This is a genomic window from Corynebacterium casei LMG S-19264 (assembly GCF_000550785.1).
Lineage (GTDB): Bacteria > Actinomycetota > Actinomycetes > Mycobacteriales > Mycobacteriaceae > Corynebacterium > Corynebacterium casei.
Genome location: NZ_CP004350.1, coordinates 849,918 through 862,676, shown reverse-complemented (window position 1 = coordinate 862,676; position 12,759 = coordinate 849,918). Strand labels below are relative to the sequence as shown.

Here is a 12,759-nt window from a genome sequence, read left to right as displayed (position 1 = left end):
GCAATTCTCCTTTAATTCCGTTCCATAAGTAGGGCTTCGCCCTGCCCGCCGCCACCGCATAAAGCAACGCCAGCCTTCTCTGCTCCATTAGCCAAGGCATGTGCGGCATGGACGACAAGGCGAGCACCAGAAGCTCCAATGGGGTGCCCCATTGCGATCGCTCCGCCTTGCAAGTTCACTGAGTCAGGATCGATCTCTAGTTCTTTGGCGGAGTGAACCACGACCGCAGCAAAAGCTTCATTGATTTCAATAATGTCTAGTTCTTCAACCTCCCATTTCTGGCGCCTCAAAGCTGCTTTGAGAGCATTCGCTGGTTGCGCCTGCAATGAACTATCTGGTCCCGCGACCTGTCCGACAGCGCGCAATGTCGCTAAAGGCACCCAGCCTTTTTCTTGTGCTTTACCACGTGTGGTCAATACGACTGCCGCTGCTCCATCAGAAATTGGTGAAGCATTTCCAGCAGTAATCGACCCATTTTTCTCAAATGCAGGCCGCAATTCTCCTAATGACTTCGCTGTGACTTGGTCTCGAATACCTTCGTCTGCTCCGACAACATCTTTGCCTTTTCGATGCTCTACCTCGACTTTTACTATTTCCTCCGAAAAGTCTGCGGCCAAGGCCCGCTGATGTGACAGTGCCGAGCAATGGTCTTGTTCTTCCCTAGTCACGGGGTACCGGTCCGCATACTTCTCAGACAGGCTTCCCATGGAAATTTCCAAGTCGGCAGCCCGCAATCCATCATGATCCATATGATCCAGCATGGTGGTTGGTCCGTATTTGTGACCACCTCGTACACCTGGCAACAAATGCGGAGACTGCGACATCGACTCCATGCCACCAGCAACGACAACTTCAGCTTCGCCTGATCGAAGTAGTCGCGCAGCGTCAATGATTGCGCTAAGCCCAGAGAGGCACACCTTATTTACGGTCGTGGTGTGTGCGCTGGCTGGTATGCCTGCTCCGAGGGCTGCTTGCTTTGCAGGATTCTGGCCAACCCCTGCCTGCAGCACCTGCCCCATAATAACGGCGTCAATTAGTGACGCATCAACACCGCTTTTGTCTAAAGCTCCACGTATTGCATAGGAGCCTAACCTTGTTGCCGCCAAGGAGGAGAGCCCACCCAAGAGCTTTCCAAATGGCGTTCTTGCTGCACCAACGATGACTATGTCTGTTTGTTTCACCGGTATCCCTTTGACAGTCGGAAGGACATTCACGAACAGTACGTTACAAGTGGCAATCGTACACCGAAGAAGTGAACTGCGTCATCGATTTAGCGTTTAGAGTTCTTGAGTTTAAATAGCGTGACTGCTGCCATATAGTGGATCCGTTGGTGGGGTAAAACATATCATCACTGAAATAACTTTGGCTTAATTGCACAACAGCAAGGAGCATTCATTCAATGTCTGAAACGCAGGTCTCTGAAGCACCTGAGACAAAAGGCACCAAAGGCTCAGTGAATAGGTCTTGGACCATCACACTTTTCGGCACCGCAGTCGGTGCCGGCATTTTGTTTTTGCCTATTTCTGCCGGTAGTTTCGGCTTCTGGCCTTTGCTCATCGCCACGGTACTCATTGGCCCAATGACCTACTTTGCGCACCTCGCGTTCTCGTGGATGATGAGCTCTTCTCGTCTGCAAGGCGAGGATGTTCTGGTAATTCTGACGGACTACTTCGGTAAGAACGCCGGCATTGTCATTGCGATTATTTACTGGTTCACGTTCTTCCCCGTGGTGCTGATTTACGGTGTCAGTATCGTCAACACCGTTGACAGTTTTGTGGTTAACCAGCTCGATGGCCCGTCCATCTCCCGTTGGGTTTTGGCTCCGGTACTTGTTGGTTTGATGACTCTGGCGCTGGCTTTCGGTGACAAGATCATGCTGATTGTCGCGCAGTTCGTGGTCTACCCACTGATTATTGCTCTGGCAGTGGTGTCTTTGTATCTGATTCCGCAGTGGGACTTCGCATCATTTATGGAAGCCGGACCAAAGGACGCCGGCGGCATGGTCAGCGCGATGATTCTGATCTTGCCGGTGCTGGTCTTTGCGTTCTCCTTTGTTGCTGCTATTTCCCAGTTCGTGCTCGACATGGAAAATGAGTACGGCGAGAACCACGGCAAGCAGACCACCAAGGTCATCCGCAATGCTGCTGTCTTGCTGACTGTCTTCACCATGTTCTTCGTTTGGTCCAGTGCACTGGCCATGGGCGCAGATGGCATGGACACTGCTAATGAGCAGAACCTGCCAGTCCTGTCCTACTTCGCCAATGTCACCGGTACTCCATTCATGGCGTACATGGCACCAGTTGTGGTTATCTGTGCGATTGCTTCTTCCTACTTTGGCCACTCATTGGGCACTGTTGAAGGCACTCGATACTTGGTGAGACTGGTTTTCCCATCGGCTAAGAAGATCTCAACCCGCAAGATGGACCTGTGGGTTTACCTGTTCATCTTCATTGCCACTTCCATCGTCGCGGTGATCAACCCTTCGATTCTGGACATGATTTCCGTGGTCGGCGGTATCTTCTTTGCACTGATGACGTACCTGCTGCCAATGTTCGCGATTTACAAGGTGGATGCGCTGAAGAAGTTCCGCTCCCGCAAGACCAACTACTTCGTCATGGTGATGGGTGTACTGGTTCTTTTCGCAACTATCTGGGACATGGTTTCTTAAGTGCTTAAATAGGGGGTATGACTGACAAGAGCAAGACCCTCTCATCCTTGCGATAACGGCCTGCCCGACCGGTATCGCCCACACCTATATGGCGGCAGAAAACCTCGAAGCTGCCGCCGCGAAGCTGGGCTATGACATCAAGATTGAAACCCACGGCTCCATCGGCGTCGAAGGTCACTTCACGCCCGAGGACATCAAGAAGGCCGACACAATTGTCATCGGTGCTGATACCGTCATTAATAAGGAGAGGTTCATCGGCAAGCGGCTGGTTGCCACCGGCGTTGATGAAGCCATCAAGTCTCCAAAAGAGCTCATCAACAAGGCGCTGAACGCATCCACGTTCACCCAAGAAGCCAATGCCGAAGCCAGTGATGAGGAAGAATCCTCCAATCCAGGCTTCGGAACCACGCTGTACAAGGCACTGATGAACGGTGTCTCCCACATGATCCCCTTCGTGGTCACCGGTGGTCTTCTCCTCGCACTGTCGCTCTCTATTGGCGGCACCGCCTCTGCCGAAGGCCTGGTCATCCCGGAAGATTCTCCATGGATGATCATCTCTCAGATTGGTGAGCTGGCCTTTTCTCTGATGGTTCCGGTGCTTTCTGGCTATATTGCCGTCGGCATAGCGGATCGGCCAGGCCTCGCGCCCGGCCTAATCACAGGCCTTATCGCGGTCAATGGCGATCTCTATGGCTCGGAAGCCAACGCCGGCTTCATTGGCGGTATTGTCACCGGTATTTTGTCCGGCTACATCGCTCTGGCCATTAAGAAGGTTCCGGTGCACAAGTTCGTGGCACCAATCTGGCCGATTATCATCATTCCAATCATCACCACGTTGGTGGTTGGCCTGCTGTTTGTCTATCTCATTGGTGCACCGATTGCATCGCTTTTCGATGCCCTGACGGTCGCACTCTCCGGAATGCAAGGCACCTCCACCCTATTTTTGGGCGCACTGCTTGGCGCGATGGTCGCTTTCGACATGGGCGGGCCCTTCAACAAGACAGCGTTCCTCTTCGGCGGTGGGCTCATCGCTGCTGGTAACCCACTTCCAATGGGTATGGTCGCAACAGCCATCGCGGTTCCACCAATCGCGGTTGGTGTGGCAACGCTCCTGCGTCGCGCCTGGTTCAACAAGGCTGAAAATGACCCGGGCATCGCTGCCCTTTTCATGGGCTTCTTCGGCATTACAGAAGGTGCTATTCCACTTGCCGCTGCGCGTCCGCTGCAGGTTATCCCCGCCAACGTGGTCGGCGGGGCGTCGCCGGTGCACTGGCCGGCTTGTTCAGCGTTGCCGATAACGTCATGCACGGCGGCCCCATCGTCGCCGTCCTCGGCGCGGTGGACAATGTCTTCGGATTCTTCATCGCCATGATCGCAGGCATTGCGGTCAACGCCCTGCTGATCATAGTGCTGGTGGGTCTTTCCAAGAAGAAGGACAAACCCGAGGGTAATACAGCAAAAACTGAATCTGACCATGATGTCTCTGGTTCTCCTGTAGCAACGAAGACTCGCACTGAAACTGCCCTGATTGCTGATGACATTGTGTTCTTGGATGCAGAGTTTTCATCTCGCGATGATGCAATTGCAGCGTTAGTAGGCGCCGCTGCCGAGGCAGGACGAATCACCAATGCCGATGATGTCGTTGCCGCAGCACTTGCCAGAGAGAAACAACACTCCACCGGCGTTGACCATCACGTGGCTATCCCGCACGCTCGCAGTGCTGCTGTTTCTAAGCCGACGCTCGCATTTGCCCGGTTGAGCGAACCAGGCGTGGTGTGGGCTGAAGGTGAAAAACCATCCCGGTTGATCTCCCTCATCGCAATGCCGGAAGACGCCGGCAAGGCACACCTCAAGTTGTTGTCCAAACTGGCTCGGCACGTGATGAATCAAGAGTTCCGCGAAGAGCTATATGCAGCAGCAACACCAGCAGATGCAGTTAACAAGATTAATTCTGTGGTGGTCTAGAGCTGATCTCCTTGTACTGTCGGATGAATGAAAGCCGCCCGCATTGCCAGTGCCCTAGCCCTCGTTATTATTTGGTTTATCATCGCTGGATTAGGTGGACCCACCTTCGGGAAAATCTCCGATGTCAGCACGAATGATAGAACCACGTTCCTCCCGGCTAGCTCTGAATCCACCCAGGTTAGTGAGCTAACCCCAGAGTTTTCTGATAGCCAAGGGATCCCGGCGATTATTGCGGGCGAAACCAGCGACGTTGGAGAGGTTGATCTCACCGAAAGACTTGAATCCACTGAAGGGGTCATACAGGTAATTGGCCCCACCCCTTCAGAGGACAGTCAAGCGGTCCAGTACATCGCGCTGATTGATACAGAATCAGCCGATGCCACGGAGGTCGTGCAACTGCTGAGTGATGAAGTCACGGATGACGGCTTCTACGTCACGGGTCCTGCCGGTTTCAGCGCGGACTTAGCCAATGCTTTTGCTGGTATTGATGGCATATTGTTGCTCGTTGCGCTAGCGGCCGTTCTGGTTATTTTGATTGCTGTGTACCGCGCAGTGCTGCTGCCGTTCATTGTCATTTTGACTGCCGTTGGCGCCCTCTGTGCCGCGATTGTGGTGATTTATTACATGGCTAAGGCGGACATCATCGTTCTAAATGGCCAGTCCCAGGGCATTTTGTCTATTCTAGTAATCGGCGCAGCGACGGACTATTCCCTGCTCATGGTGGCGCGTCAAAGAGAAGAGCTTCAAAAACAGGAATCTGTTGCAGATGCGCTGAAGTCATCATGGAAGGCATCGTTCGGCGCAATTACCGCGTCGGCTGCCACCGTGGCTATTGCCCTACTGTGCCTGTTGGTCTCTGATCTAAATTCCAACCGTTCACTTGGCCCTATTGCTGCAACCGGCATTTTCTTTGCCTGGGTTGCCGCACTCACCCTGCTTCCGGCGCTGCTTTATTTGTTCGGTCGCGCATCTTTCTGGCCGGCCAAGCCGAAGTTCACCGGGGAGCTAACTTCAGAGCAAAACGCTCACAAGTTCTGGTACAAAGTCGCTAACTTTGTACAGGGCTCCCCGCGTAAGGTCTGGGCTGGCACTCTAGTTTTGTTGTTCTTGGGTGCCGCATGGGTACCGCTTCTCAATGCCAATGGCGTGTCCAACTCGGATATCTTGTTATCCGATACGGAGGCAAAACAAGGCCAGGAAGTACTCAATGAGCACTTCGATGCCGGCTCTGGTTCCCCAGCCCAGATTATTGCGCCGGAAGAACTTGTCGATGAAGTCACTGGCATTTTAGAAAACCACTCTGAAATTTCCACCGTAACCCTGACGTCTGAGTCAGGCGCACCGGCAAATACTCCGCCAATGAACCTAGAACCAAACGTGGTTGATGGCAATGTTTATGTGCAAGCTACGCTCAACCAGGAGGCTGATTCCCTTGAAGCACAAGACACCATCGCGCAGCTGCGCGAGGAATTCGATGCACTCGACGGTGACGTTCTTGTCGGTGGCGAATCCGCTACCGCACTGGACTCGAATCGCACCGCGGAGCGTGACCTTCGAGTAATTGTGCCGCTGGTTCTCGCCGTCGTGCTACTTGTTCTGATTGTTCTGTTACGCGCCGTGTTGCTGCCGTTGCTGCTTTTGGGTGCCACTGTCGTAAGCTTCGGCGCGGCCATGGGTGTCTCCGCACTGGTCTTTAACGGACTTTTCAACTTCCCGGGCGCAGACCCAACCGTGCCGCTCTATGGCTTTATCTTCCTGGTAGCGCTGGGTGTTGACTACACCATCTTCCTTATGACCCGTGCGAAGGAAGATACACCCAAGATGGGCACACGCAGAGCCGTTCTGCACTCGCTAGCTGTGACTGGTGGTGTGATTACTTCCGCGGGTGTTGTCCTCGCGGCGACCTTCGCGGCCCTGGCGGTTATCCCATTGATGTTTATGGTGCAGCTCGCGTTCATCGTGGCCTTCGGCGTCTTGGTAGACACCTTCATCGTGCGTACCCTGCTGATTCCTGGCCTCGTACTCGAAATCGGCCCAAAGGTGTGGTGGCCGTCCAAGCAGCGTCACGAGGAAAGAACCGACTAAAACTCTGGCTAGCAGAAAAGCGGGAGGGCGACTGGTTGAGGTCGCTCTCCCGCTTTGGCTATGTCGCCTACCAAGTTCAGTGCTTCCACAAACAATATCGGTTTGGGTATAACCGAGTAGCATTTCAGAGTTCCGCCAATCGGAATCTCTTCGTTCAGTCGCCTCTGCGCCAACTCAAAGTCGCTTCTTTCTAGAATCTAGTCCTTAACTGGAAAATTCGACAAGAGTACGAGAATTGAACATTTCGTACTCTACGACGGGAATATTTCCAAAAGTAGGGTTGGACTAGTGGTCTTTCCCTAAAAGCTCTAGGTGGTTAAGCCAAGCCAATTCCATACGGGTATCCACTTCAATTAAGGAACGACTCGTTAGTTCCTCAAACTTGGAAATGCGATAACGCAACGTGTTTTCGTGCACAAAGAGCGCCTCACTTGCTTTGCGATAGCTAAATCCTGCTTCAATGAATGACCAAACTGAGTCGAGAAGCATCGCTCCCCCATCGGGTTCGTCTGCCAGAGGCTGCAAGAAATTTGTTTGAACCAATCGCTCAATCGACGGCATGCCTGGAACGGCGAGACGCCAGGACTGAGAGCGCACATCATGCCACCCGAAGGATCCCTTTGGCAGCGAGTCTCTGACCTGAATTGCCTCTGTCATTGATTCCGGTAGCCCACTCAGAGTACGCGGATCACCTACGGCGAATAGCAGATTGGGATGGCTCGGACGTACTGGACTTGCGGGAACAATCGCAGCAAGAAGCCCATCAAACTCACCGGCAACAGCGGGAGAATCTCCCGTTGAACAGGCCCTTTCCACCAGGTCCATCCATTCCATTCCGCCATCAAATCCGACGATAACCCGGTATTGAGATGTTGAGTCAAGTGAAAGATTGCGGGCACGATTTACAATCGCAATTGTGTCTGGCTCAGAAGAAAGCAACAGCATGATTAGTTCATTCTTCTCCGACCTACGGTGCATAATCTCCCCCGCAGAGTACTGGCGATAATCACGTGCGACAGCTGTCATCAGCTTCTCGCTCATAGCCCAAAACACTTCCAAGACCTCTAAACGGTCATCAAATGGAAGACCCATTTCGCCTGAGTATTGCTTGAATCTGTCCTGCGCTGAGGCAAGCGTCAACCGGTGCCCACGCATTACCGAGTCAACACCGATATTCTGCCCAATCCTGCGTGTGACCACCGATTCCAATGGCAGGCTAGAAGTCCAGTCCGGTACGGTCCCTAGCCCGATCTGGTCCAACACAAGATCGATAATCTCGCCAACAGTATTGACCAAATCCGACCGCTCAACATGAGCATATTCAGGCATTTCTTTGTAGATGCGATTAACCGCAGAAACTACTAATTCTTCATGCTCGAGCTTTAGTCGCGACAAGACCGAACTAATAGTGGAGTAATGAATATCATTCATGGAGCTAATTGTAGAAAATTACAAATCGTTTTGTCAGAGATTAGAACTTTATCCATTGAAGACATTTGTGTCTCACGTCATAGTTGTCACATCGGCAAATGCGAGCCGAATCTCCCTTCCCCCACACCCCGATACGCAAAGGTTGTCCAACATGACTCAAACGATTCGACCGGCTCAGGAAGCAATCCAGCCCGAAAGGACGAAGAAGCAGAAGCGCAAAGCATTCATCGGCGCTATCGCTGGGCACCTAATTGAATGGTACGACTACGGTGTTTATGGCTTCGTGGCCGTCTATGTCGGTACCGCATTCTTCGCAGCATCCACACCAGCGATCGCACTGTTGTCATCATTTGCAACTTTCGCGCTCTCCTTCTTTATGCGTCCACTCGGTGGACTTGTATTCGGTCCACTTGGTGACCGCATTGGCCGAAAGAACACGATGGCTCTCGTCATGTTCTTGATGTCAGGATCCACCTTCGCCATTGGTCTCATGCCGACCTATGCATCCGTCGGAATCTTTGCTCCCGCACTGTTGATTCTCGCCCGCTGTCTCCAGGGACTCTCCGCTGGCGGTGAGATCGGTACGGTTACTTCATACGTCGCTGAATTCGGCGGCGAAAAGCGTCGCGGCCTTGCGACTTCCCTGCTGATGACGATTGCGGTCTCCGGTCTTCTCCTTGGCTCAATTGTCGCGAATGGTCTCGCAGCGATCCTAGGTGAGACAGCGATGCAGGAGTACGGCTGGCGTATTCCATTCCTCGTGGCTGGACCGCTGGGTCTAATGGCTGCGTACATTCGTTCACGACTCGAGGATTCAGCACAGTTTGAAGTCATCTCTAAGTCTGGATTCCAGGAAAAGTCTCCTATTCGAGCTTGTTTCGCATGGAGCCGTAACTTGCTTCTGGTCGCATGCTCGATTGCGCTCTTGGCATCCATGTTCTACATGATCCTCACCTACGCATCCACTTACTTTGTGAACACGTTGGGATTCAGCACTTCGACCCGATTCTGGTTCATCACCGCTGCTGGTTTCACCGCTGCGTGTCTCATGCCGCTCGGCGGGTTGCTCTCGGATCTCTACGGTCGACGTCCACTGCTCATCTCCACGTCGGCCCTGACCATCCCAGCATTATGGTGGTTCTTCACGTCAGCGCCTGGTGCAACCCCAGGCTCAATTTTCCTACCGTTCATGTGCTGCGCAGTGCTGTTCGGACTCTATTCTTCAATGCCATACGCAATCATGACCGATCTGATTCCTACTCAGATTCGCGCAACTGGCATCTCCATGGCCTACAACATTCCAGTAGCAGTATTCGGTGGCTCTGCACCGTTCATCGCAACCTACCTGGTCAATCTAACCGACGATATTCGTACTCCAATGTACTTCTTCATTGGTACAGCGGTACTGTCACTCATTTCTTCCATCGTCATCTCTCCTCGCCACTACCAAGAGGTCAAGGTTGCAGAGAAAAATCTGCTCGACCGCATCGCGGCACATAAGGCAGGTGACCGCGAAGACGAAGTTTCCCCTGAAGTTACTCCTCCAGTGAAATAGTCGAAACTCACTCAGTCGCCCTTCAACACATTGCGCACAATTTCTGCAACGTGTTGAGGGGCGACTCCCGTGCCCTGGTCGATGTGGGTGCGGCAGGAAAAGCCGTCGGCGATGACGGCGTTGCCTTGGGCGCCGGCATCGCGGACTTTGGGGAAAAGCTCGCGCTCGCCAAGAGCCATGGACATCTCAGCGTGGCCCTTCTCAAAGCCCCAGTTACCGGCAAGACCGCAGCAGCCGGTTTCGATGTCGGATTGGGAGACGCCGAGGGCATCGAGAAGCTTGGCGGAATGTTGCGGGTCGCCGAGTGACTTCTCGTGGCAATGTACCTGGGTTAGCGCGCTGATATTCGCGGGCTGAATCTCACCGGAATCGACCTTTTCTTTGATGAGCGGCGCGACGAATTCCGCAAACGAGACAGTGGATTTGGCTAGTTGGTGGATGGCGGGGTCATCGGAAAGCTCTGTTGCCTCGCCTTTCAACATGACGGTGCAGGAAGGCTCAATGCCGATCACGGTCAAGCCACGATCCGTGTATGGCTTCATCACCTTGGCGGTCTGCTTGAGCACACGCTGAGTCATGTCCAGCTGACCGGTGGAATGCCAGGTCAGCCCGCAGCAGACAAATTCCTGGGGAATTTCCACGTTGAAGCCGAGTGCTTCAAGGACCTCGACCGCAGCAGTCGCCGGTGAAGTATCCAGTGAGGCGTTGAAAGAGTCTGGCCACAGGACCACAGTTTTGGTTGCCTGGTTGTTGCTACGCTTCTTATGCCACTTGCGCAGGGAGGATGGCGCGAAACGGATAAGCGGGCGTGAGGTGTCCAAGCCGCCGACTTTCGCGATGATGGTCTTGAGAACCGGCGTGCGCATGGACATATCGATTATGCGCGGGAGCAGCGGAACCTTGTGGGCAATGTGGCCCAGCAGCGGCAGCCAGCCCATCATGTAATGCGCCATCGGACGTATTTTGCCCTTATAGTGCTTGTGCAGAAACTCCGACTTGTAGGTGGCCATGTCCACGTTGACGGGACATTCAGAGGCACACGCTTTGCACGATAGGCACAGGTCAAGAGCCTCGAGGACCTCCTCGGACTTGTAACCATCGGCAACGGATTCACCGCGGAACATCTCAGACAAAAGCCGCGCGCGGCCACGGGTAGAGTGCACCTCATCGCCGGTGATCTGGAATGACGGGCACATGGAATTTTCTTCCGAACGGCACGCGGACACGCCCACGCAGCGGTTGACGGCGTTAACCATTGAGCCGCGGTCATGGCTGAACTTATGCACGGGAGTCAGCTCAAATGTGCGCTGACCAGGCGCCATGCGCAGACCCTCGGTGACCTCATCCGGGTCCACCAGGACGCCGGGGTTAAACAGGCCATCCGGATCGAGGATGTTTTTGAACTGTTTGAACAGCGCGCGCATTTCTTCGGAGTACATCCGGTCCAACAGTGCGGAGCGGGCGCGACCATCCCCGTGTTCACCGGACAGTGAACCGTCATAGGAAGAGACCAGTTCGGCGGCTTCATTCATAAACTTGTTAAAGATTTCGATTCCCTCTTCGCTGCCGAAGTCGAAGGAGATGCGCACATGCACGCAGCCTTCGCCAAAGTGGCCGAAGGGGATGCCGCGCAGGGAGTACTTGTCCATCAGCGCGTAGAGATCCCGCAGGTAATCGGCAAGGTTCTCCGGTGGAACGGCGGAGTCTTCCCAGTTGGGCCACGCTTCCCCACCGTCGGGCAGGCGTGTGACCACGCCGGCGGAAGCTTCGCGGATGCGCCAGAGCTCGCGCATTTCTTGGGGATTTGAAACAACAACTGAGTCGACGGTGGCCACGAACGCGGCGACGGTTTCAGCGAGTGCTTCGGCTTCTTCCAGACTATCGCCGCCGACCTCGCAGTAGAGCCAGCCGCCGGCCGGAATACCTTTGCGGTTGCCAGGCAAATTGCCGCCGGCTTTTTCCTGGCCACGCTTGCTGCGCAGGGCGTCAAGGAGGTCACCGCCCATTCCTTCGATGGTGGCAACGCCAGGAAGACGCAGACGTGCGGCCGCAGATGCGGCGTCGTAGACAGTCTCAAAAGCCAGGACTGCCAGGGCTTTCACCTTGGGCACCTCAACGAGCTTGACGGTCATCTTGGTGATGACACCAACGGTGCCTTCAGTTCCGGCGATGGCTTTGGCGGCATCAAAACCATGCTTATCCAACAGATAGTGCAGACCGTAGCCAGAGACTTGCCGCGGGAAGCGGCCGAGTTCGGTGTCGATGAGGTTGGCATGGGCATCGACAAGCTGATGCAATTGCTTATCGATGTTCTCGTCGCTAACACCATGGGAATCGAAGGTAACCTCTTCTCCGTTGGCCAACATGATGGTGACTGAGACGAGGTTTTCGGCCGCAGTGCCATAAGCAACTGAGTGCGAACCGCAGGCATTGTTGGCCACCATGCCGCCGATGGTGCAGCGCGAGTGCGTGGAAGGATCGGGGCCATAAGTCAGGCCGTGCTCGGCAACAGCGTCGCGCAGCGCGTCGCAGACAACGCCAGGTTCGACCGTGGCCGTGCGGTTGTCCCCGTCAATATCAAGAATGCGGTTGAAATAGCGCGAGGTATCAATAATCAGGCCTGTGCCGATGGCATTGCCCGCGACTGAAGTGCCGCCGCCGCGGGAGATGATTGACCACCCGCGTGCCTTTGCAACTGCGATGCCATCGCGGATGTCCTCAACCGACTTTGGTTCAAGGACCGCCTTGGGGATGCGCCGGAAAATCGACGCGTCCGAAGAATAAGCTGCGCGCGTGGTCATATCCTCGCGCATGCCCGTGCGAGCAATCCGTTTGAAGACGCTGGGATCAATCCGATCAAACTTAAGAGTATTAAGGGGAGCCTCAGGTAGATTAACCATTATCGCTATCTCAACTTTCATCGAAGATGACTGATTCTTGGACATCAGCGTTGAGTAACATGTTACATACAACGGACACAATTATAATAGGAATCAGCATTGGATTTTCGAGCAAACTTTCACGCTTCGGGCGTACCAGAACAGAGTCAGTCTCT

General features: G+C 54.1%; 6 protein-coding genes and 1 pseudogene. 4 read left to right on the top strand and 3 right to left on the bottom strand.

All coding sequences use genetic code 11. The features are described 5' to 3' along the window. Positions 1-11: 11 nt before the first annotated feature. Positions 12-1,181, bottom strand: a complete 1,170-nt coding sequence (locus CCASEI_RS04115) for an acetyl-CoA C-acyltransferase (protein ID WP_225868439.1) — start codon at positions 1,179-1,181, stop codon at positions 12-14. Between the two features lie 218 nt (positions 1,182-1,399). On the opposite strand from CCASEI_RS04115, the gene CCASEI_RS04110 reads away from it, so the two are divergent. The 3 genes and pseudogenes from CCASEI_RS04110 to CCASEI_RS04100 all read left to right on the top strand — a co-directional run bounded on the left by CCASEI_RS04110 (position 1,400) and on the right by CCASEI_RS04100 (position 6,718). Continuing rightward, complete coding sequence (locus tag CCASEI_RS04110; RefSeq protein WP_025387215.1) at positions 1,400-2,668, top strand: SLC5/6 family protein; 1,269 nt, start codon at positions 1,400-1,402, stop codon at positions 2,666-2,668. Between the two features lie 88 nt (positions 2,669-2,756). After that, a pseudogene (locus tag CCASEI_RS04105) lies at positions 2,757-4,633 on the top strand (fructose-specific PTS transporter subunit EIIC). Between the two features lie 27 nt (positions 4,634-4,660). Continuing rightward, a complete protein-coding gene (locus CCASEI_RS04100; RefSeq protein WP_025387214.1) occupies positions 4,661-6,718 on the top strand; it encodes an MMPL family transporter in 2,058 nt (685 codons plus the stop codon). Positions 6,719-7,003: 285 nt separating this feature from the next. Here the strand turns inward: CCASEI_RS04100 and CCASEI_RS04095 are convergent, their stop codons facing one another. Further along, positions 7,004-8,149, bottom strand: coding sequence for a PucR family transcriptional regulator (locus CCASEI_RS04095; RefSeq protein ID WP_006821329.1), 1,146 nt, complete (start codon positions 8,147-8,149; stop codon positions 7,004-7,006). A gap of 151 nt (positions 8,150-8,300) precedes the next feature. Here CCASEI_RS04095 and CCASEI_RS04090 point away from each other — a divergent pair, with 151 nt between their 5' ends. Continuing rightward, entirely contained in the window at positions 8,301-9,704 is a 1,404-nt protein-coding gene (locus CCASEI_RS04090) for an MFS transporter (RefSeq protein ID WP_006821328.1), read from the top strand. 11 nt (positions 9,705-9,715) lie between these two features. Here CCASEI_RS04090 and CCASEI_RS04085 read toward each other — a convergent pair whose 3' ends face one another. Beyond that, positions 9,716-12,604 (bottom strand): FAD-binding and (Fe-S)-binding domain-containing protein, encoded by a 2,889-nt coding sequence (locus CCASEI_RS04085; protein ID WP_025387211.1) that lies wholly within the window; start codon positions 12,602-12,604, stop codon positions 9,716-9,718. Between the last annotated feature and the right edge of the window lie 155 nt (positions 12,605-12,759).

What these genes read in the sequence shown, in the direction of transcription:
- CCASEI_RS04085 (WP_025387211.1), bottom strand. Translation starts at nt 12,604, where the DNA reads ATGGTTAATCTACCTGAGGCTCCCCTTAATACTCTTAAGTTTGATCGG.
- CCASEI_RS04090 (WP_006821328.1), top strand. Translation starts at nt 8,301, where the DNA reads ATGACTCAAACGATTCGACCGGCTCAGGAAGCAATCCAGCCCGAAAGG.
- CCASEI_RS04095 (WP_006821329.1), bottom strand. Translation starts at nt 8,149, where the DNA reads ATGAATGATATTCATTACTCCACTATTAGTTCGGTCTTGTCGCGACTA.
- CCASEI_RS04100 (WP_025387214.1), top strand. Translation starts at nt 4,661, where the DNA reads ATGAAAGCCGCCCGCATTGCCAGTGCCCTAGCCCTCGTTATTATTTGG.
- CCASEI_RS04110 (WP_025387215.1), top strand. Translation starts at nt 1,400, where the DNA reads ATGTCTGAAACGCAGGTCTCTGAAGCACCTGAGACAAAAGGCACCAAA.